Below are 23,908 nucleotides of genomic sequence, written 5' to 3' on the forward strand. Positions count from 1 at the left end.
CGCAACTTTAATTCTTGTTTTTTGCGGATGTATTGTAATATTGCGGCTTAACTAACACCACATCAGTTTAATTTATAAGCTATGGCTAACAACTTACTGAAAGGCAAACGCGGCATCATTTTCGGTGCACTGGACGAAAACTCCATTGCCTGGAAAACAGCGCTGAAAGTAAAGGAAGAGGGGGGTGTGTTCACCCTGACCAACGCCCCCATTGCGATGCGCCTTGGCAAGATCAATGAGCTGGCGAAGGAATGCAATGCGGAAGTTATTCCGGCCGATGCCACGTCTGAAGCAGACCTGGCCAACCTCTTTACCAAATCCCAGGAGGTATTGGGTGGCAAGATCGACTTCGTACTGCACTCCATCGGCATGAGCCCCAACATCCGCAAGGAGAAGCCTTATGGCGACCTGAACTACGAGTGGTTCCAAAAGACGCTCGACATTTCGGCGCTGTCGTTTCATAAAGTGCTGCAGACCGCCGAGAAGCTGGACGCCCTCAACGAGTGGGCATCGGTGCTCGCCCTGAGCTACATTGCCGCACAACGGTCGTACCCCGACTATACCGACATGGCACAAGCGAAAGCCATGCTGGAGTCGATCGCCCGCAGCTACGGCGCGCGCTACGCCAAGCTGAAAAAGGTGCGTGTTAACACCATTTCGCAGTCGCCTACCCGTACCACGGCCGGCTCGGGCATTTCGGGCTTCGACGTGTTCTTTGACTTTGCCAACATGATGTCGCCGCTGGGCAACGCTTCTGCCGAAGATTGCGCCGCCTACATCGCGGTGATGTTCTCTGACTTCACCCGCATGGTGACCATGCAGAACCTGATGCACGACGGTGGTTTCTCTGCTTCGGGTATTACCGAAGAGATCGTCGAGCGCCTTAGCAAATAAAATCGTTACTCCCTGGCCTGGCGGGTACACCCCGTCCGGCCGGGGTTCTTTTTAAACTCCGCCGGCATGGTTGCCTTTCCGCCTTGTAAGATCAATCTCGGTCTCCACATTCTCCACAAACGAACCGACGGATACCATGCGCTGGAGACTTGTTTTTACCCCGTGCCGTGGACGGACATTCTCGAAGTGATTCCTTCCGACACGCTGGCGTTTTCGCAGTCGGGCGATACCATTCCCGGCGATCCCCACGACAACCTCTGCCTGCGGGCCTACCACCTGCTGCAAAAAGATTTTACGCTGCCGCCGGTCCGCATTCACTTGCACAAGATCATTCCCACGGGCGCCGGCCTGGGGGGTGGTTCCTCTGACGGCGCCTATACGTTGCGCCTCCTCAACGACCTGTTCAACCTCAACCTGGCGCCTGCCGCCCTGGCGGCGTATGCCGCGCAGCTGGGCAGCGACTGTGCTTTTTTCACCCAGGACGCGCCGCAGCTCGGCACCGGCCGGGGAGAGATCCTGACGAACATCGGTATCTCGTTAAAAGGCAAATTCCTGGTGCTGGCCAAGCCGCCCATTCACGTCTCCACTGCCGAGGCGTACGCCGGCATAACGCCCGCGACACCGGCAACCCCCCTGACGCAAATACTGACACAAGAACCGCTTGCTGCCTGGAAAGGAAAGCTTCACAACGATTTTGAGGCCTCCGTTTTTGCACGGCACCCCTCGATTGAACCCCTGAGAGAAAAATTATATCGCGCCGGGGCTGTGTATGCCAGCATGAGCGGGTCGGGTGCGGCCGTGTTTGGCATTTTCGACAAAGGTGTGGACCTGGCGTTTGATCCGGGCGTGTTGCATTGGTCAGGTGTGCTGACCCGGTAGTATATATCCCATATCCCTTCCCATACTGCTTTTTGCCTCCGTGTACCGTCTGTGTGCGGGGCATTTTTATCTTTGCCGCTTTCTTGTAATTTTAGAATTAACTGTAATCGAAAGCATGAACTATTGGCTGGTAAAAAGTGAACCGAGCGTATACTCATTTGATGACCTGGTACGCGACAAAAAGACGGGATGGGATGGCGTGCGTAACTATGCGGCGCGTCTGAACCTGAAAGCCATGAAGAAGGGCGACCTGGCCTTTGTTTACCATAGCATGGAAGACAAAGCCGTGGTCGGCATTGCCCGCATTACCAAGGAAGCTTACCCCGATCCGAAAGATGAGAATTGGGTAGCGGTGGAGCTGGCGCCGGATAAAAAGCTGAAAAAACCGGTGACGCTTGCACAAATCAAAGCCGATAAGCGTTTAAAAGATATGGCGCTGGTGAAGCTGTCGCGCCTTTCGGTACAGCCTGTTAAGCGTGAAGAATTTGATATGGTCATAGCCTTAAGCGAAGAAAAATGAGAAGGAATGTACACCGTTCATGGTGGATGCTGGTCTTGCTGACCGTCCTCGGTGCGCCGGCCACTACGGGTTGGGCCCAGGTGCAGCAACCACACCGCTTTGAGCGGGAACAAAAAAATTCCGACGACTACTACAATGTCATCTCTCTCAAGGAAGAGGGTCTCGCCCTTTACCGCGAGCGCGACAAATACAAAAACAACAATCGCATTTGGGAGTTGCTGCTGCTCGACACCGCGCTGCAAGAAAAGCGCGTCGTAGAGCTCGAGATCAAAGAACGGTATAAAATGGTCGGCTACGAGGTTGTGCCGGGCCAGGTGTACTTTTTGTACCGCACCGGCGAGACTACCCGCAATGACTTCGAGCTGGTTCGTGTTACACTGGCATCGGGCGAGTCCACGCGGTATTCCATCAAGCCCGACCTCGACTTTAAGCTCACGCATTTCAGCAAGGCCGGCGGCAGCTTTGCCTTTGGCGGCTATGTTAATAACGAACCGGCTATCTTTTTGTACGAGCTGGAGACGGGCAATAGAAAGGTCGTGCCGGGCTTCTTCCAGAAAGATACCGAGCTGGTAGACCTGCGCACCAATCAGAACGGTACCTTCAACACCGTCACGATCGACCGCGGTAGCAAGGGCGATCGCTTCATGCTGTTCCGCACGTTTGACGGCAGCGGCGAGCTGTTGCTGGAAGACCGCGTACCCATCGAAGAAAACCGTACGCTGCAGACGGGCATTACCAGCACGCTGGAACGCGAAGACCTGGTGTTGCTTGGCACCTGGGGCGAGCGCAACTCCAAACAATCCAACGGCTTTTATTCGCTGGTGGTAGATCCTTTTAACGAACAGAAGATCCACTACTTTAGCTTTGGCGAGCTGGCGCATTACCTGGAATACCTCTCCCCCAAGCGCATGAAGAAGATCCAGGAAGACACCCGCGAAGACCTGGCCGCCAACAAGATTCCGAACTACATCAACTATGTGATGCCGTTTAAGCTCAACGAATACCGGGATGGCTACCTGCTGCTGGCGGAAGTGTATACACCTTCCAGCAATTTGAATCCTTACTACAGCAACCCCTATTATTATAATCCCTACTCCTACAGCCCTTACGGTTCGTATGGCGGCTATGGCCCTGGGTACTATTATCCAGGCATGGGGCGTATGTACCGGCCGTATGCGTATGGCAACAACGTTAAGAATAACGACGACATCAAGAGCAGTGAGACCGTGTTGCTGGCATTTGACGCGACCGGCAAAGTGAAATGGGATCACAGCCTGAAGCTGGAAGACATCAAGCTGCCCTCGGTGGAGCAGGTGGCCGACTTTAGCCTGAAAAACGGCCACGTGCATTTGCTCTACAAAAATGAATCGGATCTGATGGTAAAGTCCATTCCATTAAAAGAAGATACTACGCAACTGCTACAGGAGAAGATCAAGCTCCTGGATCCGATCGACGAAATACGTTCGGAGAAAGAAGGCGAAGGAAGCGTGCGGCATTGGTACGACAACACATTCTATGTATGGGGCTACCAAACCATCCGCAACGTTGCTAAGACCGATCGCGTGCGCGACGTGTTCTATATCAACAAAGTGGTGGTACATTAACCTGCTTTTTTGGCTGGCAGCCACTGTTTGCCAGGCACAGGTAGAGCAATCTGCCCGGTACGAAATTCCCATGTTCAGCTTCGGCCAGCAATTCGAGATTGTGCCGGCGTTTCAGAATGGCCTCTTTTTATATCGCCGCCTCACGGGCATTCCCAACGAGCCCAACGACCAGCTGGAGATTCAAAAATTAGACACCGCGTTCAATTCAACGTGGCACGGCTACCTGGCCGTACAGAAAAAATACCTGTTGGTAGGACGCAAGGCAGATGCCGACTATTTATACCTGCTGTTTCACTACGTTGACTTTACCCGCAACGACCTGGAGATGTTCGCACTGGAACAAGGCACGGGGCGATACGTGCGCCATGTTATCAAGAACTTTATACCCTTCAATCCGTCGGAGTTTCAAGTGACAAAAGAAGGTGTTCTGCTGGGCGGGTACTTTAACAAGATTCCCGTGGTGATCTTTTATTCCTTTGACACGCAGAAGTCGCGGTTGCTGCCGGGGTTGCAAAGCGACATAGGCGAGCTTACGCATATCAAGGTGCATACCGACGGCACCTTTGACGTGTTGGTGAGCGCGCGAAACTTACAGGGCACACGCACGATTTGGGTAAAGAGCTACAACGCACAGGCTGACCTGATCCGCAACCTGCCGCTGGAACCGGAAGACAACAAGAATCTGCTCTTTGCCCGCTCGCTTAAAACTGCGAACAATATGCAGGTGATTGCCGGCGTGTATGGGTCGCGTAATTCAGAATATTCCAAAGGCATCTTCATGGCCAGCATTGATCCCTCGGGGCTGCAGCAGATCCGGTATTACAACTTTGGCGACCTGCAGAACTTCTTTAAATACATGAAGGCGGGGCGGGAAAAGCGCGTGCGCGAGCGTATTGCCCGGCGGCGCATCCGCGGCAAGAAGATCCGTTTTAACTACCGGTTTATGGTGCACGAGCTGGTGCCGTACAAAAATCAGTATGTGCTGCTGGGCGAGGCGTTCTACCCACATTACACGTCGGCGGGGGCGGGCTATTCGGGCTTTTTTATGCCCAACACCATGGGTCGCGGCAACTACATTCGCGACGGCCGTATTTTTGACGGCTACAATTACACCCACGCCGTGGTGATGGGCTTTGACAACGACGGCAACCTGCAGTGGGACAATAGCTTTGAGATCAACGACGTCAAGACCTATACGCTCGAGCAGTTTGTGAAGCTGGAGCCGCATGCCGACAAGATCGACCTGCTGTACATGTTTCGCAATGAGCTGCGGACCAAAATCATTCAGGGCAACGAAGTGCTGGAAGGCAAGACATCGGAAATTATCCGCACGGGCCGCGAGAACGAAATCACGCGGATGGACGAAAGCAACACCTCGCGGCTGGACTATTGGTACGGCAACTACTTCTACGCCTACGGCGTTCAGGACGTCTTTAGCCCCGAATCGGGCAAGCGCAAGGTCTTTTTCATCAACAAAATCAGCAGCCGGTAGCCGGAGGGCGCGGTGTAAATTGCTATATTTGCCCGCCGTATGCAGAAAAAACTTATCCTTGACACCGACCTCCTCGATATCACGATAAGTCGTCTTTGTCAGCAATTGATTGAAAATCACGGCTCTTTTTCTGAAACGGTGGTCATCGGCATGCAGCCCCGGGGCATTTATGTGGCCGAGATCATTCACCAGAAGCTGGAAAAGCTGGTGAAGACAAAAATTCCGCTTGGCTACCTGGATGCTACTTTTCACCGCGACGACTTCCGCCGCCGCGAGATTCCGGTGAAGGCCAATGAAACGCGCATTGAGTTCACCATCGAAAACAAGCAGGTGCTGCTGGTAGACGACGTGTTGTTTACGGGCCGCACGATCCGCGCCGCCATGGACGCCATGATCACTTTCGGGCGTCCCAAGAAAGTAGAATTACTCGTTCTGATAGACCGGAAATATACACGCGAGCTGCCGGTGGCGGCAGACTATGTCGGCAAGGCTGTGAACACGCTTACGTCGCAGCGCGTGCTGGTGGAGCTGGAAGCACAAGGGCATAAACAAAATAAAATCTGGTTGATCAATAAGGACTAAAGGGCTATGTCGAAACTCAGTCAAAAACATTTGCTTGGCATTAAGAACATTACCCGCGAAGACCTCGAACTTATTTTTGAAACCGCTGAGAATTTTAAAGGGGTCTTAAACCGCCCCGTGAAGAAGGTGCCTTCCTTGCGCGACATCACCATCGCCAACGTCTTTTTTGAAAACTCCACCCGTACCCGTCTTTCCTTTGAGCTGGCCCAGAAGCGGCTTTCAGCCGACGTCATCAACTTTTCGGCTTCCAACAGCTCGGTAAAAAAGGGCGAGACCCTGCTCGATACCGTCAACAACATTCTGGCCATGAAGGTGGACATGATCGTGATGCGTCATGCCAGCCCCGGTGCGCCGCACTTCCTGGCCAAACACATCAACGCAAACATCGTCAACGCCGGCGACGGCACACACGAGCACCCGACGCAGGCGTTGCTGGATGCCTTCTCCATTCGCGAGAAGCTCGGCTCGCTGGCGGGCAAGAAGGTGGCCATCATCGGTGACATTCTTCACTCGCGCGTGGCCCTGTCCAACATCTTCGCCCTGCAAAAGCTCGGCGCGAAGGTAATGGTGTGTGGCCCGCCCACGTTGCTGCCGAAGTTCATCAGCCAGCTGGGTGTTGAAGTAGAGCTGGACGTACGCAAGGCGCTGCTGTGGTGCGACGTGGCCAACGTGCTGCGCATTCAGCTGGAGCGCCAGCACATCAAATATTTTCCTTCCCTGCGCGAGTACTCCCTGTACTACGGCATTACCAAAAAACTGCTCGACAGCCTCAAGAAGCCGATCCTCATCATGCACCCCGGTCCCATCAACCGCGGCGTGGAATTGAGCAGCGATGCAGCCGACTCGTCACATTCCATCATTCTCGACCAGGTGGAAAACGGTGTGGCAATCCGCATGGCCGTGCTGTACCTGCTGGCGGGCGCGAACGCCTAAAACACCGTTAGCGTAAGCCAAAACCATTCGATTCCTTTTTCGTATTTTTACCTACTCTGAAGACGCTATTCGTATGATCTATAATTCCATTATCGAAACGATCGGCAATACCCCAATTGTCCGGCTTAACAATGTGGTAAAGGGAATACCCGGTACCATTCTGGCCAAGGTAGAATATTTTAACCCCGGCAACTCGACCAAAGACCGCATGGCCATTAAAATGGTGGAAGACGCGGAGAAGGCCGGCCTCCTGAAACCCGGCGGTACGATCATCGAAGGCACGTCGGGTAACACCGGCATGGGCCTCGCGCTGGCGGCCATTGCCAAAGGCTACCGTTGCATCTTTACCATGGCCGATAAACAATCGCAGGAGAAGATCAACATTCTGAAAGCGGTGGGCGCCGAAGTTATTGTGTGCCCCACGAACGTTGCCCCCGAGGACCCACGCTCGTATTACTCTGTGGCGCGCAAGCTCAACAAAGACATTCCCAACTCTATATACCCCAACCAGTACGACAATCCGTCAAACGCAGCGGCACACTATGCCACTACCGGCCCGGAAATCTGGAAACAGACCGGCGGTAAAATCACACACTATGTTGCAACGGTCGGTACAGGCGGCTCGATGTGTGGCACGGCACGCTACCTGAAAGAACAGAACCCTAACCTGGTGGCGGTAGGTATCGACACCTACGGATCGGTATTCAAGAAGTACAAAGAGACGGGCATCTTTGACGAGAATGAAATTTACCCATACATGACCGAAGGCTTCGGCGAAGACATTCTGCCCAAGAACGTGGACTTTGACGTGATCGACTCGTTCATCAAAGTAACGGATAAGGATGGCGCTATTGCTGCCCGCCGGCTGTCGCGCGAAGAAGGTTTGTTTGTGGGTTGGTCCAGCGGCTCGGCCTTGCACGGTGCACTGGAATATGCGCGTGAGAACCTGAAGAAAGACGATGTGATGGTCATTCTGCTGCCCGACCACGGCACGCGCTATTTGGCAAAAGTATACAACGACCAGTGGATGAAAGACCACGGCTTCCTCGAGACCCGTGCGTTTAGCTCGGCCCGCGATATCATCACCCGCCGCGCCGGCAACGACAGTCTCATTACCGTGAGCAAGGACGCGAAGGTGAGCGAAGCCATTCTGTTGATCAACCGCCAGGGCATCGACCAGATACCGGTGACAGAGAACGGCCACTTTGTTGGCAGCGTAAGCGCTTCCAGCTTGCTGGAGAAGATCATTCAAGACCCGCAGCTGCAAGTCAAGCCTGTCGGCGAGGTGATGGACAAGCCCATGCCGTTTGTGGCACCCGACAGCACACTGGACGTACTGTCGTCACTGTTGAACAAGGACAATAAAGCGGTGCTGGTGCGCGACGATTCAGAGAAGGTACACATCATTACGCAGCACGACGTGCTGCAAGCCATGACGAGCTAAGATTTTGGGGGACTATTTGTCCTCCAAAATCTCAATTTCTACCCGTACGTTTTCTTGCGCACGATTACCCATCTTATCATAGAGCGGGCGCTTGCCTCCCCATGCTTTTATATCCATACGGTCGGGCGCAATGCCTTCACTGATCAGGAAGTTCTTAATAGCAATGGCACGCTCTTCCGACAGTGCCTTGGCCGAACCAAAGCCGTCTTTGGTATCCTTCAGCGAAAAGAACTCCGTGGTTCCCTCCGGCAGGGTGGTGATCTTACCGGTAGCATTGCCGTTGGTATGGCCGTGGATACGGATCTTATACTTCGGATTTTCCTTCATCATGTCGAGCAGGCTTTGTACTTCATAGCGCGACTCGGGTCGCATGACGGCGGCATCGCGGTAAAAGAGCACATTGAACATCACGGCGATATCGCCCTTGCTCAGCCGCACCAGCCCAAACGGTATTTCTACGGCGCCTTCGGCGTTGGTTTCAATGCCTTCGCCTTCCGGCTTATTATAGTATAGGTTGATCTGCCGCTTGCGATAACCAAATACCTCGGCGACCACCCCGATGCTGTCGGTCTTGCTGGCGGGGTCGCCCACCTTTACGATCTCATTCCCTTTGTAATCCCCTATTTTCCGGGCGCGGTCCAGGTCGATGGCTTTCACTTCGCCTTCTACCTTCGCATTGTCGGTGGCGCGGTAGAGGTGGAAGATAAAGGGCTTGCCCGGCTTACCGTCGTCGATGACCTCGGGTTTCTTGTCGGGCTGGGGCGGCGCGGCTACGGTGGTGACTACCGGCTCCGTTGTGGCCGGGGCAGGCTCTACCGGCACCTGTTCCATTTTCTGTTGGGTGTCGGGGTTGATGTCTACGCCCCTGGTCTTTTCCGGAGGCGACGCAGTCGTTCCCAGTTCGAGCGAACCACTGAATACCCATGTATCGGCCAACTCAGACCGGGCACGCAAACGACGTGCTTCCGAGATGGCCGCGGCACGATCTGCAGTGCGCAGCACGAACACATAGTACAGCTGCCGCGCGGGGTTGAGCTGAATGTTGGCATGCAGGCTTAGATCGTGGTTGGCGTGCCGGGTAAAGCGGACAGCATTACGTTGATACTTAAATGCCCCGATCACGACGTAGTTCTGGGCATCGTCTGGTTGTTGCTCCCGACGGATGGAGTAGGCAGGCTGTACCGCGAGTACAGAGAAAATTCCTGCCAGTGCGGAAAAAAATAGGGTCTTCATGACTCACTGGCTTTGTTAGGTGATTAAACCAATACAAACTTAGTAATGATTTAACAAAAACCAATTAAATGTCTACTTATCAGTTGCTTACATTTTAGACAGAACTTCAAAGCGCTGCTCCAGCATGTCACCGCTTTCGTCCATAATGGTCAGGATATGCTTCCCCTGGCCGGGGCGGACCGTGAGGTGGTGATGACGCTGCGTGCTGCCCAGATACTCGCCGTCGAGGTGCCAGAACACGGTAGACTGCGGGTTGCGATGGGCCAGCTCAAAGACGGCGTCGCCCAGCTGGCCGTTGAGGTCGCGGGGGATGTAGATACGGGCGCCGGGTTTCGGGTAGATCAGATCCATTGCCACCACTGCGGAGGAAGGCTGACAGTCTTTGCGAAAGGGTGGCAACGACCGGTACGACACATTATGCGGACGGAAGTAATATTCCTGCGCGGGCGGCAAGACAAACCAATTTACGTCTACCATGCGGTCTACCGGCTCGCAGTTGCTGTGAACACGATACTTGCGGTCGCCTGATAAGTGTACCCTGCGGTGGAGGGGACAAGCGCCCGTCTGCAGGCCGCGGCTATGTACCCAGCGCGTGGCGACCTCGTCGCACAGCGGACTGTTGCGATAGCCGCTTTTGGCGCAGACGGTAATCCTGGTCATTTCAGCTTCCGGTCGCGCGAACCAGCGATTACCGGGCAGCTGTGAAAATATGTCAAACATCACTGGTGCAGCAGCATCCGTGCCGGTCAGCCCGGGACGCCCTTCGCCATCGGCATTGCCTACCCATACGCCCACGACGTAGTCGGGCGTTACGCCTACAGCCCAGCCGTCGCGAAAGCCAAAGCTGGTGCCCGTCTTCCAGGCAATCTTTTTTGCACTGTTGAAGTAGCGCCACCCTGATTCTTCGCCCGGGCGGTATACCTCTTTCAACGCGTCAAAGGTTTGATAGATCGACGCAGCGTCCAGCACGGAGGAAGCTTCGCCTGCGACAGCCGTGGTATCGACGGATGCGAGCCTGTATGTCAGCGGGTGTATATCTTGTAGTATATACTTATTGGCACCGGCCAACGTGAAATAGCGATTGAGCGTACGGGCCAGGGAGGCGTACATGCCGGTGATATCCCAGAGGGTGCCTTCGGCGCCGCCCAAAATGAGCGATAGTCCATAATGATCGGGCGGATGCTGCAGCGTGGTCATGCCCAGGTCTTTTAACAACGTATGGAATTTTTCGTAGCGGTAGTTGCGCAGCAGGTTTACGGCCGGCACGTTGAGTGAGCGGATCAGGGCGCGGTCGGCGGCCACGGCGCCGTCGTAGTCTTTCGAGAAATTCTTGGGGGTAAAGCCGTTGATAAAGATCGGTATATCGGGCAGCAATGTACCGGGCAATATTTTTCCTTCTTCAAGCGAAGCCGCAAAGAGAAATGGCTTGAGAATGCTGCCCGTGCTGCGGGGGGCGCGGGCTACATCGACATCGTCGCCCCGGTAATTGCGTGTATTGCTTACGTTACCAACGTAGGCCAGTACCCGGCCCGTGGCGACCTCCGCGACGATGGCAGCACCGTGATGGATCTGGTTGCCCAGCAGTCGTTGGTGGTGGTCTTGTATAATCTGTTCGACGCGTTGCTGCACGTGCTGGTCGAGCGTGGACCGCAGGGTGTGGCCGGCAAGTCCCTCCTGCTGCATGCGCGCAAGCAGGTGTCGCGCGTTGCGTGGCAGCGGCAAGGGTTCTTCGGGAATAGGCTCTTCTTGCGCCAGCTGGCAGGTGAAGGCATCGATATGCCCTTGGTCGCGCAGCTTCTCCAACAGCCAGTCACGTTTGGCTTTGAGCTGGGCGCGGTTGCGGCCGGGGTGGATCAGCGCAGGGGCATTGGGCAACACGGCCAGCAATGCCGCCTCGCTCCAGGAAAGCGATCGCGCATCGCGGCCAAAGTACCGCCAGCACGCGGCATCAATGCCCACCACGTTGCCGCCAAACGGCGCGTGCGAGGCATACAGGGCCAATATCGCGTCTTTGCTGTGCCGCCACTCCAGGCGGGTGGCCAGGATGATCTCGATCAGTTTTTCACCGACAGTCCGCCCTTCTCCTTTCCGGGCCAGCCGTATCACCTGCATGGTAAGGGTACTGCCCCCGCTCACTACGCGCCTGGCAGCCAGATTTTGGCGGAACGCGCGGCCCAACGACAGCACGTCGACCCCCGGGTGGCTGCGGAAACGCTTGTCTTCGTACGCCATCAGGGCCACTGTAAATTTTTCCGGAACGGTGTCCGTTTCCGGGAATCGCCATTGGCCATCGGGGGCGATGGCGGCGCTCAGCAGGTCGCCGCGGGCCGATTCAAGCACGGTGGAGTAGGGATCGGTAAAAAGCGTGGCCGGTAACGAGAAGTAGTAGACTACCAGGGCGACCCCCAGCAAGACTGTACTAATTTTCCATTTTAACCCCCGTGACATGTTTGGGCAAAAATACCATTTTCCTGGCGGCCGGGAGTTACTAAATTCACCGCCTGAGAATTATTATCCATACTATCTAACCGCTACCGTTTCGCATGAGTGCATTGATCAACCTGGTAAACCAGATCTTTGAGATCGAGCAAAAAAACACCAGCAAAGGTGACCCTGCGGACCTGGGCCGCAACATGGAGCGCCTGCGTCATCACCTCGACGAGCTCGGACTGCAATACCACAGCCCCCTGCATGAAAAATATACCGATACACGCACCGACTGCGTGGCGAGCATCGTCGGCGACCTGGTAGACGCATCGATGTATATCACCAAGGTGATCAAACCCATAGTCTTTCAAAAAGATACCGCGGGCAATCGTACCATCGTGCAGAAAGCCGTCGTTATAGTTGAACATCGTACCGTATGAGTAGCACCATTGACTTTGCCATCGACCTGGGCACCACCAACTCGCTTATTGCGAAAGGGCAGTTCGGGACCATTGAAGTATATAAAAATCCCATCGGCCACAAAGAGACACTGCCGTCTGTCGTGGGCTTTCGCAACGATCGAATTCTGATTGGCGATAAAGCCCGCGAGTATGTGGAGAAAGACCCCGAGAATGTATTCGGCGGCTTCAAGCGCAAGATGGGAACATCGGAAACATTCTTCGTCAAAAACCTGCAGGCGCAGAAAACTCCCATCGAGCTCTCGGCCCTGGTATTGAAAGAACTTAAGACCTTTGTGCACAACGCCCCTGCTATACCGTCGGTGGTCATTACCATACCGGCATCCTTCGACACGGTACAATCCAACGCCACCAAGAAGGCAGGCTACGAAGCCGGCTTTAAAGAAGTCGTGTTGCTGCAAGAGCCCATCGCCGCGTGCCTGGCCTTTGCCAACAAAAGCGATGGCGGGCAGAAACAAGGCAAGTGGCTGGTGTACGACCTGGGCGGCGGCACGTTTGACGTAGCCATTGTCTCCATCTCCGATGCTGAGCTGACCGTGATCGATCACAAGGGCGACAATTACCTGGGCGGTCTGGACTTCGACAACCTGCTGGTGGAGCGAATCATTCTCAAGCAACTTTTCCAGCGCCCCAACTTGAAAAACCTGCAGGCAAAAGCGGCCAACCAGGCGATTGAGTTTAAGCGCTTGTATCAAATCTTACTACACAAAGCCGAGAACGCCAAGAAAGAGCTCTCCGTCAGCCCACAAACCGAAGTGGAAATTTCGGTAGAAGATGATTCCGGCGATATACAGGATATCATATTAACGCTCACCCGCGCCGACTTCAACAGCTGCATTGAAGACAAGGCTTTGTATACCATCGACCTGATCAACGAGCTGCTGCAACGCAATGCCCTGGCCACGACCGACATTCAACAGGTCGTGTTGGTAGGGGGCAGCACGTATATACCGTTGGTACGCGAGCTGATTGAACGCAAGCTAAACATCGGTGTGAATGCATCGGTAGATCCTACTACCGCCGTTGTGGTAGGGGCTGCGCAATATGCCGCCACGAAACGGGCCGAGGCACAGGCCGACGTCCCGGCGCAGCCGAGGAGTACCAGCACCACGGCCCGCATACGCGTGAAAGCATCGTATCTCAAGACCAGCATGGACACCGAAGAGCTATTTCTCGCTACGCTGGAAGGCGACATCACGAATCTACATTATCGTATCCAACGGGAAGACGGTGGTTATGACTCGGGGTTAAAGAAAGCCACAGAAAAAATACGCGAGTATCTCACCTTGTTGCCCGGTCAGTTAAGCCGGTTCCAGGTGAAATTCTTCGACGACCGTAACGACCCTGTGGAGGCCGAGATCGACCCCATCGAGATCGTGCAGGGCAAGTATAACATTCACGGCCAGCCGCTGCCCAACGACATCTGCCTGGAAGTAGACGACCTGCAAGAGCGCACGACCAAGCTGGAGCTGATCTTTGGTAAGAACAGTGTCTTGCCCCTGAAGAAGACCATCTACCGCGAAGTCTCTAAAACGATCTATAAGAACAGCAAGGATAAACTGATTGTCAGCATCCTGGAAGGTGATCGCTTTGCTTTTCCCTCGACCAACCAGGTGATTGGTCTGATCGAGATCAACCCCGAGGAGCTGAACGCCGACCTGGTCAAAGGATCGGACCTCGAGATCAAGCTGGAGATCTCCGAGTCACGCGACATCAACGTGAATGTATACCTCAGCATGACGGAACAAGAATTCAAGAACGTCTTCAGCCCGTCGGAGCGGTATGTGAGCATTGGAAAACTAGAAGAGGAAGTTGACATTCTCATTGCCAAGCTGAAATCCGAGCTGCGCCAAAATGAGGCGACTGAAGATTATGAAACGGCCGGCAAGCTCGATACATACCTGCAAGAGGCTATGGTGATCCGTCAGGGCCTGGACAACTTGAACACATCGCTTAACAGCGACGAGAAGTATCACCTGGAAGAACGTAAGCGCAAGCTGGCCCAGAAATACGATCAGCTCGGAAGACTCCGCAAACTGACCGCCGCGCGGACAGAATACTTTGAGGTTAAAAGTCGCCTGGTCTATGAGTTCAGCCAAAGCGATGAAGCGCGTGTGAAATATGAAACCCAGTATAAGCAGGCCATCGACAGCGAGCCGGGCTTTGTCGCGTCGGAAAGCGTTTTCCTGGTGGAAGCGAAGACCAAACAGCTGCGCATCATTCTAAACGACGTATTGCTTAATTCGCGTGATTTCCTGATCAGCCTGTATTACGACCTCGCCGGGCGATCGAAAGATGAGTTTACAGACAAGCAGCGGGCGATAGGCTACCTGGAGCAAGGTGAGAAGGCTCTGGAGCGACAGAATTATAACGAGTTGAAAGTAATCAACCTCAACCTGCTTCAACTGCTACCGGATAAGAGCGAGTATGTACGTCTGAAGAACTTTAAAGGAACGGGCATCGGGTGATGTCTGTTCTTACTTATACCTGGCAAAGCCTTCGTATTCTGTAAAATGCGTATTGTTGCATCCTACTACCTGCAGGCTGTCTTTAGCCGGCGAAGTAAATACAATGGCCGCCACGCCGTGAGACGGATAGGCGCCGATGTACTGATAGGATCGTTTCAGATAGTTTAATGTTGTGGAATCCGGCGACAAAAATGCACCACGCACAGTACGCTCAACGCCGGCGCGCATAAGCAGGTGTGCTTTGAAGGTGACGTCATACGACCAGTCATTGCCGACATAAAACGACAGAACATCTTGAAGCTCCATCTTCGTTTCTATCTTTTGTCCCTTCGCCAGGTATGCAGTGTATATGGCCTGCTGGTTACGTAGAAAGATCACGATATCATAATCTGAATTATTGAGCAGTTGGGAGGGAATGGAGCTTGACGGCTGATAGCTCAGCAGAGACTCGCAGAAGTCAGGATATAGCGGCGTGCCGGTAGGCGGAACGTATGGCGGCTGCCGGCGGATCACCTCGGCAATCGAGTCTTTCCCTTGAACCGTCATTTGTCGCTTCACAATACTACGAATCTGTGCAGTAAAGGTTTGATATCCCATTTCTGAACGTGTGATACCCGTACCGGGAATGCTGGTCTGATTTAAGTTGGGCCCTGTATACCCATGATCATCGTCGTCGGCGAGGTTGATCAGGACACGCAGCAACGTGATGATAAAAAACGCGATGCCAATAAAGGCGCCACACCCCGACCGTGAGTCACTGTTGCTTGACTTCGCCTCCTGCTTCTCCTGATGACGGTTAAAGATGGCGCGATTTTGCATGATGATCCGCTTGGTCTCCGTGCTGCAATTGAGCCCTTGCAGGTACGAGTATATACGCTGACAAAAATCGGCATACGTACGTTGTATCTCTACCGACAGGTTGATCAGCGCAATGGCCAGCATCTCTCGATACTGCGAAAGCGCCTCGGGCAGGTCGTTCAGGAAATCAATGAACGTACCGTCTACAAAATCATAGTGCCCCGGCACAAAGCTTATCTCTTTCCTCTCCGTGCGTTTGAGCTCCTCTGCCAGCGACTTGAGCGAATGCCCAAGCTTGCCGAAGGTGTCGTCGAAGAACGTCGATTCCAGCAAATGGCGGGCTAAGAGGAAAGAACGAGCCGTTGCAAAGTCTCGTTTTAGAAAGGCTTGATTGATACCCTTCCCTACCGGTTGTACCAGGTAGGGTGATATAAAAATCTTAAACTGTCTGAACTCCGCCCGATAGCTGAGGTTGCGGTCATATAACGGGCCGGCTGCGGGCGCAGTGCCTTTTTCCAATAGGGCCAGTAGGCGGGGGTTATCGTATATCCATTGATGAAACAGGTAGGACTGTTGTTGCTTCAGGTCTTCGATCAACGTCAGGATGTCGTCTTTGGTAAGCGACTGCGTTCCCACCTGCAAGCTGCCTGTGCCACCATGGTCGAGCTCGATCAACAACCGTTTCTGAATGCGGAGCAAGTTGTTTACATCGGGTTGCTCTTGCGGAGCTCCGGCATATTGCAAAACGGGAATGGGCGATCGGTACTGCATGATACGTTGGAAAGATACCGCAAACACACTTTCCCCGGCTTCTATTTGGGGGCCAAACCTTACGTGCAGTATAATTCACCTGGAAGTAAAGTTTATCCGGGCCACCAAATAAGGCGTTTAAGGGCGCTTTTGCGATATTTTCTCCAATAATACATTGTCGGGCATAAGTTGTAACCCACCGTTACCGGTGGTCAACGAAACACGTGCGTTTTTTTTACCCGTGCCGGCAGGAAGGTGATAGGTTTTATCTAACAGCACCAACGTGGTGGTATCAACTTTGGTAAAAATCCCGTACTGTGCTTTTACATCGGTCCAGGGATACACACCGCGTTTTATACTACCGGGAGATTGCCAGCTGTTGCCTACATAAAAGGCCACCTGGTCGCGCATGCTGATCGACGTTCGTAATGATTCTCCTCTGGAGAGAAAACCATTGTATAAAGCCGAATCCCCTATAACAAACAGTACGGCATCATACTGCGACCCGTTCACAATCGTCAACATCCGCGCGGCCGTAGGTTTATAGTTCGATAGATGCGTACCCGGTACGGCATGATGCCACAAGGTATGCTCGTTGTTTACCTGGGGATTCGTTAACAATATATACCGCATGGAGTCGGCGCCGGCAGGCGTCAGCTGTTTTTGAACGATAGTTCGCAGACGATTGCGATAGCTGCAGTAGGTTTCCTCTATGGTGGGAATCTCTTCTTCGGCCCGACGCAATACAGTGCGGGTCTCCGGCCCTGGTGGATAAAATGGATTAAGCGGATCGATACGAACGAGCACTATAAGACCATAGACCAGTATACACAGGCCCACCAGAATACCTAGTACTTTGCTTGCTAGTAGCACATAACGAAGCCTTTTGAAGGTGCGGTAGCTGGATATCAACACGCTCCGTATAGGCGGAGCACATCGTAATTCCAGCATGCAATTGTATGCGTTGCTGGAAAAGTTGAGCACTGTCGCTTTTTTCGCCAGCAAGTTTACGAGGCACAAGCTTAACCATTCGCGAAGGGAGGCATGACTTTCCGGAAGGCCATTCAACAACGCTATAAAGTCGGGTGTAATATACCCAAACCACTCGCGATCAAATGGTGCTTTGTCAGACTCCACCCGCTCAAGCGCCTGCGCCTGATCGTCCAACAAATGGGCCAGCCGCGCCAGTATCTCTTCCGCTCGCGTGGGCACTAACAATGTGGCCACTTCGAGAAACCGTCGTACCCTGGCGAAATCACGCTGTACAAAAGACTGATTCATTCCGCGGCCAATCGACTCCACCAAATAGGGGGCTATAAAATCCTGAAAGGATTCAAAGGCGGGTTCGGCTACTAACCAGGGTTCGTACCGTGGCCCTTCCTCGGGCACCTGCCCCCACTCCAGCAATCCCAACAGGGCGGGATGGCTTTCAATCCACTTGTGAAACATGCGCTCTTTCGCCGGCCGTAGCGCGCCTATCAGCTTAAGAATGTCGTCTTTGGTCCATGCGTCACTTCCGACCCGCAGCATATCGCCACCTTGATGCTCGAGTTCCAGCAACAAATCTTTTTGTATTCGTAGCCTCTGGGTTTCATTCCAGGACCGAGGGTCGGGATGATAACCGTTTAGATATAGAAGCGCATAAGGAGACCTGTACTGCATTCCCGGAAAGGTATAGATAAGTACGGTATCTTAGAAATAAAAAATCTCCGGAGTTACCCGGAGATCTTTATACTATACAAATACCGCTGTGGCTATTGTGCCGGTGATCCTTTTACTACCTCCACCACCTGCCCTTTTTTGCGGGCGTAGATGCTCTTGTCGTACATAGCCTCACAGTTGACCGCCGGCAGATAGTACGAACCGGCGTAACCGGCCGTCAGACTGACGTGGAACGTCTTGCGCTCCGTGGCGGAAAGATTGAAATAGGTATATACCCGGTCGTCTCGAATATCCTGGTATTGGAAGGAGCTGTTGGCCAACTGGCCTTCATCGTCAGTAATACGCAGGTTGTTGATTTCCCAGCCAGACGGGAATACTTGCGACAGGGCCAGGTTTTCATACGACGAGCGCGTGCCGTTGTGGATGACCGTAACCTCGGCCAGGAACTCGGTGCCTTGTTCGAGCCGCGTTATGTCCAGGTCTTTGCCGTCGGTGTCTGTATACCGCACGCTGAGCGTCAGGTTGCTCTGCGCGTCTTCCTCCGCACCGCGGGCCGGCGTGCCTTCCATGATAAGCCGTGTAAACAGCATGCCGCCGCTTTCGTTGGTGATCTTAACACTTTCCTTGCGCAGCCCCGTCAGCGGGATGGCTACCTGCGCCACGGGCAGCTCGGTGCTGGCCTGCACCGTCTTGCCGTTGAGGACATAGGAGAACTTCAGCGTACCGCGTTTCTCCATACCGGCAAAAGCTCCGATGGCTTTCAGACAGAAGGCCGTCTCCTGCGTGCTCATCCAATAGCCGTAGTCGCCCAGGTACTTCGATATTTCTTTCAGCACGGCAAAGGCCTTGGTCTTGTCGCCCAGCGCCGCGAGCGTCTCCAGGATCAGCGCCTTATCGCGTACATCCGAGCCATAGCTATACGACAGCTCACGATACGGTTTCACCGTAGTCGTCAGGTTAGTGATCAGTTTCGTGGCAGCCTCAGGCTGACCCGCCTTCGCGTAAGCCGCTGCCAGCATCCACGCGGACGTGGTGTTGAGTTTACCCAACTCACGCAGTCGGTTCATGGCCCCCATCTCCGGCGCACCGGCCAACGCCAGGGTATACAGGCGATACGCCTGCATCAGGTCGTTGTTATAATAGTTATCGTTGCGACGCCATTCCTGCGCTTTGTTTTTCTGGTACTTCTTCCAGCGTTTCAACATGTCAGCCGGCACGTAATAACCTTTCGCCTCGGCTTCCACCAGGAAGTGGCCGGCGTATGTGGTCCCCCACGGATCAGAATGTTCCGCCGGACCGGGCCAGTAGCCAAAGCCACCATCACTTTGTATAAAGGACTTCAACCGCTCGATACCCGCTGTCACGTTGCGTTGGATATTTTTCTTTTCGAGCTCGGTCAGCTCCTTCACCTGTGCGAGGTATAGTTGTGGCAATACCGACGACGTTGTCTGCTCGATACAACCGTGCGGGTACTGAATGAGGTATTTCAAACGACTGCCCAGGTTGATCGGTGGCAGGTTTGAGACCTCCACCACAGCCGTATTGGTACCCGTTATACCAAACGGCACTGCTTCGGCGGCCCAGCTCTTGCCGGCCTCCAACACCGACTCCGTTACCTTGGTCACGGGGGTGTTCGGGTTCCGCACCTCGATCTCGATCACATCGGTCGATTGGAATTTACCCGAACTGGCCGTCACTTCTACTTTCGCAATACCGGCCTCTGCTTTTACCGCCAGATCGAAATCTACCGTCAGATCACCATTCGTCGGCATCGCTACCGACTGGCTGGCATTGCCGGCCAGGCGTAGCGGACCCGATACCTTCACATCTATTTTTACATTCTTAATACCTTTCTCCTGCGTAAACAACGTTATCGGCAACTTAACCGTTTCTTCCGGGCCCAGCACACGCGGCAGCGTAGCCAGCACCATCAACGGCTTGCGTACGGGCGTAGCCTTCTCGGCTTTGCCATAGGCACCTTCGTAGCCCGCTACCACCATGGTTTTAACCGACCCGATATATTGCGGCATGACGAACGTATGACTGTTGGTGCCACTGTTCAGGGTATACGGGCCGAAGTACTTCACCACCGGTTTAAAGCGGTTCGCGCGGGCGTCGTCTTCCTTGGCTGCCAGCTCGGCATCACCGCCGATTGCCAGCAGGCGTTCCAGGCGGGCGCCAAAGGCTCCCATCACATCATCAAATACATCCCACGTGCGAACGCCCAATGCCTCGCGCGCATAGAAGCGGTTCCAGGCATCGGGTGTTTTAAAGCGGGTGATATCCAACAACCCTTCGTCCACCACGGCGACGGTATACGTCATTTTGCGGTTGGTCTTTTCGGAAATGCGAATCGTAACCTCTTTACCCGGCTCGAGCTCGTCAGGCATGGTGATAACCGGCTCGAGGTGGGTCTTGGGATCCTCCACGCGAATGGACGACACGCCATACAACCGTATCGGCAGATCGTTCACCGTCTGCGCGTGCGGTTGTAACAGCGATACGTGCACGTAAATATTCGGCGCCATGTCCGGCGAAGTATCGAAACTGAACTTGGTCTCGCCTTGCTGCGTCTCTACCCAATAGGTCTTCAGCACACGGCTGCCGTTCTCAAGGCTTACCAACGCACGGCCACCCGGTGCACTGCTAGGAATAGTGATGCTTACCTTCTCGCCAATATTATAGTTCGTCTTGTCCGTGGTGAACGAAAGCATCGTCGCACCGCCACGCGAGTCGTCATCATCGCGGGCGCGGCTGTACCAGCCCGGCTCGTCGATATAGACGATCTGTCCTGTGCAGTGGCCCGAGACGGGATCACAGGCGCGCACAAAGTAACGACCGTACTCGTACTCGCCCATTTTCATTTCAATTGTCCAGTTACCCTTGCCGTCAACGGTCCTGGCCTTGTCGCTCTTCACCAGCTTCGAGTACGAGCCTTCTATATAGTTGGCAATGCTCTCTTCCGAATTATCCCACCACCAGCGCCAGCCAAGCTTATATACCGACACCTCAATATCATCGCGCGATACGCCCTGACCGGTTTCATCCAATGTTACCAGGTTGAACGTATGCGGTTTGTCGAAATAGAGAATGCCACTATACTTCTCGCCTTCCGGCGCCTTCATACCGATGTACGACTCGTATGGATAGTAGGGAATGCTGAACCGGTCGGTGCTGAAGTTACCACTCTCTTCAAATACCTTCCCACGAAAAACCGCCGTGAGGAAACCTGGGGCGGCCGACGTGGATTCTAAACTTACATTGACGGTGGCCTTACCTTCATCGTCGGTCATACCTTCGAATACCGGCTGCGCCTCGCTATAAAACTCGCGGGCGGGATCTTCAAAGACATAATCCGGGTACCTGGCAAAGGTTGTCGGGGCTTTTAACAGCAGCATGTCGAACTCGGCCTTCAGGTTGCGGCCAGGTGCGCCGTGCAGCCATTTTACATCCAGCTTACCCGTGGCGGTAGCCGAGGTAAACTTGTCGGTGCCAAAGTCGAGGTTGATCTTGAGTCGGTTGGGTTTAACCGTTTCGATCTTCAAAGTTTGTGTAAACTCGGTACCACCTACTTTCACACGGCCAGTCCAGTTGCCGGTAGGCGCATCGGAGGCCGTAGCGGTAGCAAAAGAATAGAAGCCGTTCTCGGAACCCGACCGCACCAGCCGGTTTACCACCTGCCCTTGCGGGTTTTGCATTTCAAACACCACGGGGTGTGTCGCCGGCAACTGTTTGTTTTTGTCCTCAAGAATGAAGGTGAGGTACAGCGAGTCCCCCGGGCGCCATACGCCACGGTCGCCATACAGGAAGCCCTTTAGACCACGCTGTATCACTTCGCCCGTTACATCAAAGTTACTAACCGAAAGCGCATCGCCATTCATCAGCTTTTGGTAGCCGCGTTGTTGGCCGTTCTTTGCTATCAGCGCAAATGGTGTTTCTTTGGTGAGCATCGTTGCCTTGCCTTCCGAGTCAGTCGTGGCTGAGCCTATCAACTGCTGTTGGTAGTCATAGAGCTCGAGTTGCGTGCCTGACAGCGGTTGCGTTGTTTTCAGATCGTTCACAAACACCAGCGTGTTGCCATCGTCGCCTCGCTTGGCGGTAATGCCCAAGTCCGATGCCAGCACGTTGCGCTTAATAGCGCGGTTGTTGGTGTAATACGAAGAGTGGCAAGGGTTGTCACGTTCTTCCCAGTCGTAGTCTTCATAATAGTAATAATCCTCGTAGTCGTAACCTCCTTCGTCGTAATAGCTGTTGGATTCTTCGTCCTCGAACTGGCCGACATTCTCGTCTACAACCTCCTCTTCTTCTCCGCCACCTTCACAGGTATAGGTAGAGTAGGATCTCTTAAATGAAATCTTTACCTGGTAGATGGCACCTGGCTCGGTACTGATCATTTTCGACAGGTCAAGCGTATAGCGGTTCCATTTGCCCAGGTCGGTAACACCGGCGTTGTCCAGCTGCACCGTGGTCTTCAGTATCTTCCTGCCTACGCGTTGCAGCTCTTGCTCGCCTTGAATATTATTTACCTGCAGGAACTGCAGGATGTTACGTTCGAATATCTTGAGAATGGTAACGTCTACCGACTTGAGGTTCACCGCCTCGAATGGCAACACCATGCCATCGCTGCTCGGCAGAATAGAACCCTTACCTGTAAAGCGTACGGACGGTGATACCTGCTCGAATACAACCTCGGTCGTCGTAGCATCTTTCATTTTATAGTCCAGGATGTTGCGAATGCCCGCTTCGATGCGAATCACCTTGGAGCCTGTCTGCCGTACCGGGGGGTATACATTGATCTCGTTGTCGCGGATCTCGAAGTCCAGCGTGCCCGCTTCGGCCATGGAGATGAGGCCCGTCAGGTCCTGTTTTTCTTTCAGGGGATCGGAGAACTGCAGTACAACATACTGGTTAGGGTGCTGTACCACGCGGGCCTGCATTAGCTTGAAGTCGCCCAGGGAAGGTATCTCTACTACTTTATCCTCGTCGCGGTCTATGCCCAGTGGTTTACCTTGCACGGACAATGTTACCTCGCTGGCTTTATCCTTGCGCGCTACATCCTCCACGACGAAAGCATGTTGCTTGCCATCGGGATTATGTGTCCACGTTATTTTAAGCGTATTACCCTCCTGGCGGGGCGTCAGCATTTTTTCCACCACATCTTTTTCGGCAAAGTCGGCGGTATACAGGTTGCCTTCAATCTTTTGTCGCTTCAACTCCGTCTTGATATAAGGCTTTACATTGTCGACTCCGATCTCGAAGTTCTGCGGCATAACCTGGAAGGTATACGCAAACGTGCTCAGCTCAGCGGCAACCTCCGGCATCAACTTCGACAGGGCAAAGTTTACTTCGTAGATCTGTCCCGAGATCAAACGCTTGTCGGGCTGGAACTCTACCGTGCGGCGGTCAAGCCAGACGGTTTTACCGTCGATGGACGGGCTAAAGGAAAAGAGCTTGGCGGGGTTCTCCTGCCCGATCAGTGACGAGTCCACGACATCGGTGGCCAGGACAATCCGTACTGTCGTACCCGACGACACGACACCCGCCGTGTATGACGAGATGTACTCGCCAAAAGCTGGGTTGATGTAACTGGGGCCCGGTTTAGACCCGGTTGACGTGGTGAAATAGAAAATTCCAGAGGCAATAATGCCTATGACGGCCACACCAAGGCCGATTTTCTTCCAGGAAAAACTTTTCATGAAGCGTTCGAAGCGTTAAAATGACGTTTAGCGGACAGGCGACTACC

General features: G+C 53.8%; 15 protein-coding genes. 10 read left to right on the forward strand and 5 right to left on the reverse strand.

Annotation, left to right across the window (positions count from 1 at the left end):
- Nucleotides 1-81: 81 nt before the first annotated feature.
- The 8 genes from KK062_RS16755 to KK062_RS16790 all read left to right on the forward strand — a co-directional run bounded on the left by KK062_RS16755 (nucleotide 82) and on the right by KK062_RS16790 (nucleotide 8,348).
- Nucleotides 82-894, forward strand: a complete 813-nt coding sequence (locus KK062_RS16755; RefSeq protein ID WP_254085478.1) for an enoyl-ACP reductase FabI — start codon at nucleotides 82-84, stop codon at nucleotides 892-894.
- A 66-nt stretch (nucleotides 895-960) separates the two neighbouring features.
- Nucleotides 961-1,773, forward strand: coding sequence for a 4-(cytidine 5'-diphospho)-2-C-methyl-D-erythritol kinase (gene ispE, locus KK062_RS16760; RefSeq protein ID WP_254085479.1), 813 nt, complete (start codon nucleotides 961-963; stop codon nucleotides 1,771-1,773).
- Nucleotides 1,774-1,888: 115 nt separating this feature from the next.
- Complete coding sequence (locus KK062_RS16765) at nucleotides 1,889-2,293, forward strand: EVE domain-containing protein (RefSeq protein ID WP_254085480.1); 405 nt, start codon at nucleotides 1,889-1,891, stop codon at nucleotides 2,291-2,293.
- On the forward strand, nucleotides 2,290-3,897 hold the full coding sequence (locus tag KK062_RS16770) for a hypothetical protein (RefSeq protein ID WP_254085481.1): 1,608 nt from the start codon (nucleotides 2,290-2,292) through the stop codon (nucleotides 3,895-3,897). The genes KK062_RS16765 and KK062_RS16770 overlap by 4 nt, the downstream gene beginning before the upstream one ends.
- Before the next feature lie 70 nt (nucleotides 3,898-3,967).
- The gene (locus KK062_RS16775) at nucleotides 3,968-5,389 is read left to right on the forward strand and encodes a hypothetical protein (RefSeq protein WP_254085482.1); all 1,422 of its coding nucleotides are present in this window, start codon (nucleotides 3,968-3,970) and stop codon (nucleotides 5,387-5,389) included.
- A 39-nt stretch (nucleotides 5,390-5,428) separates the two neighbouring features.
- On the forward strand, nucleotides 5,429-5,971 hold the full coding sequence (gene pyrR, locus KK062_RS16780; RefSeq protein WP_254085483.1) for a bifunctional pyr operon transcriptional regulator/uracil phosphoribosyltransferase PyrR: 543 nt from the start codon (nucleotides 5,429-5,431) through the stop codon (nucleotides 5,969-5,971).
- A gap of 6 nt (nucleotides 5,972-5,977) precedes the next feature.
- Nucleotides 5,978-6,904 carry an aspartate carbamoyltransferase catalytic subunit gene (locus KK062_RS16785; protein WP_254085484.1) on the forward strand — a complete coding sequence of 309 codons (927 nt, stop codon included), beginning with the start codon at nucleotides 5,978-5,980 and terminating at the stop codon, nucleotides 6,902-6,904.
- 73 nt (nucleotides 6,905-6,977) lie between these two features.
- Nucleotides 6,978-8,348: a pyridoxal-phosphate dependent enzyme gene (locus KK062_RS16790; protein WP_254085485.1), complete on the forward strand. Its 1,371-nt coding sequence runs from the start codon at nucleotides 6,978-6,980 to the stop codon at nucleotides 8,346-8,348.
- Nucleotides 8,349-8,360: 12 nt separating this feature from the next.
- On the opposite strand, the gene KK062_RS16795 is transcribed toward KK062_RS16790, so the two are convergent.
- Both KK062_RS16795 and pbpC read right to left on the reverse strand, forming a co-directional pair.
- Entirely contained in the window at nucleotides 8,361-9,581 is a 1,221-nt protein-coding gene (locus tag KK062_RS16795) for an OmpA family protein (RefSeq protein ID WP_254085486.1), read from the reverse strand.
- 87 nt (nucleotides 9,582-9,668) lie between these two features.
- Nucleotides 9,669-12,029: a penicillin-binding protein 1C gene (gene pbpC / locus KK062_RS16800; RefSeq protein WP_254085487.1), complete on the reverse strand. Its 2,361-nt coding sequence runs from the start codon at nucleotides 12,027-12,029 to the stop codon at nucleotides 9,669-9,671.
- Nucleotides 12,030-12,124: 95 nt separating this feature from the next.
- Between pbpC and KK062_RS16805 the strand changes: the two genes are divergently transcribed.
- Together KK062_RS16805 and KK062_RS16810 are read left to right on the forward strand one after the other, a co-directional pair.
- Complete coding sequence (locus KK062_RS16805) at nucleotides 12,125-12,448, forward strand: hypothetical protein (protein ID WP_254085488.1); 324 nt, start codon at nucleotides 12,125-12,127, stop codon at nucleotides 12,446-12,448.
- The gene (locus KK062_RS16810; protein ID WP_254085489.1) at nucleotides 12,445-14,955 is read left to right on the forward strand and encodes an Hsp70 family protein; all 2,511 of its coding nucleotides are present in this window, start codon (nucleotides 12,445-12,447) and stop codon (nucleotides 14,953-14,955) included. Before KK062_RS16805 ends, KK062_RS16810 begins: the two co-directional genes overlap by 4 nt.
- Before the next feature lie 9 nt (nucleotides 14,956-14,964).
- Here KK062_RS16810 and KK062_RS16815 read toward each other — a convergent pair whose 3' ends face one another.
- From KK062_RS16815 to KK062_RS16825, 3 genes are all read right to left on the reverse strand, one after another.
- A complete protein-coding gene (locus KK062_RS16815) occupies nucleotides 14,965-16,524 on the reverse strand; it encodes a hypothetical protein (RefSeq protein ID WP_254085490.1) in 1,560 nt (519 codons plus the stop codon).
- A gap of 117 nt (nucleotides 16,525-16,641) precedes the next feature.
- Entirely contained in the window at nucleotides 16,642-18,066 is a 1,425-nt protein-coding gene (locus KK062_RS16820; protein ID WP_254085491.1) for a hypothetical protein, read from the reverse strand.
- 191 nt (nucleotides 18,067-18,257) lie between these two features.
- Nucleotides 18,258-23,861 carry an alpha-2-macroglobulin family protein gene (locus KK062_RS16825; protein ID WP_254085492.1) on the reverse strand — a complete coding sequence of 1,868 codons (5,604 nt, stop codon included), beginning with the start codon at nucleotides 23,859-23,861 and terminating at the stop codon, nucleotides 18,258-18,260.
- Nucleotides 23,862-23,908: the final 47 nt, after the last annotated feature.

It is taken from the genome of Dawidia cretensis (assembly GCF_018598175.1).
GTDB lineage: Bacteria > Bacteroidota > Bacteroidia > Cytophagales > Cyclobacteriaceae > Ohtaekwangia > Ohtaekwangia cretensis.

Bases quoted from the DNA above. Each gene is read 5' to 3' on its own strand.
- KK062_RS16755 (WP_254085478.1), top strand. From the start codon at position 82: ATGGCTAACAACTTACTGAAAGGCAAACGCGGCATCATTTTCGGTGCA.
- ispE (WP_254085479.1), top strand. From the start codon at position 961: ATGGTTGCCTTTCCGCCTTGTAAGATCAATCTCGGTCTCCACATTCTC.
- KK062_RS16765 (WP_254085480.1), top strand. From the start codon at position 1,889: ATGAACTATTGGCTGGTAAAAAGTGAACCGAGCGTATACTCATTTGAT.
- KK062_RS16770 (WP_254085481.1), top strand. From the start codon at position 2,290: ATGAGAAGGAATGTACACCGTTCATGGTGGATGCTGGTCTTGCTGACC.
- KK062_RS16775 (WP_254085482.1), top strand. From the start codon at position 3,968: ATGTTCAGCTTCGGCCAGCAATTCGAGATTGTGCCGGCGTTTCAGAAT.
- pyrR (WP_254085483.1), top strand. From the start codon at position 5,429: ATGCAGAAAAAACTTATCCTTGACACCGACCTCCTCGATATCACGATA.
- KK062_RS16785 (WP_254085484.1), top strand. From the start codon at position 5,978: ATGTCGAAACTCAGTCAAAAACATTTGCTTGGCATTAAGAACATTACC.
- KK062_RS16790 (WP_254085485.1), top strand. From the start codon at position 6,978: ATGATCTATAATTCCATTATCGAAACGATCGGCAATACCCCAATTGTC.
- KK062_RS16795 (WP_254085486.1), bottom strand. From the start codon at position 9,581: ATGAAGACCCTATTTTTTTCCGCACTGGCAGGAATTTTCTCTGTACTC.
- pbpC (WP_254085487.1), bottom strand. From the start codon at position 12,029: ATGTCACGGGGGTTAAAATGGAAAATTAGTACAGTCTTGCTGGGGGTC.
- KK062_RS16805 (WP_254085488.1), top strand. From the start codon at position 12,125: ATGAGTGCATTGATCAACCTGGTAAACCAGATCTTTGAGATCGAGCAA.
- KK062_RS16810 (WP_254085489.1), top strand. From the start codon at position 12,445: ATGAGTAGCACCATTGACTTTGCCATCGACCTGGGCACCACCAACTCG.
- KK062_RS16815 (WP_254085490.1), bottom strand. From the start codon at position 16,524: ATGCAGTACCGATCGCCCATTCCCGTTTTGCAATATGCCGGAGCTCCG.
- KK062_RS16825 (WP_254085492.1), bottom strand. From the start codon at position 23,861: ATGAAAAGTTTTTCCTGGAAGAAAATCGGCCTTGGTGTGGCCGTCATA.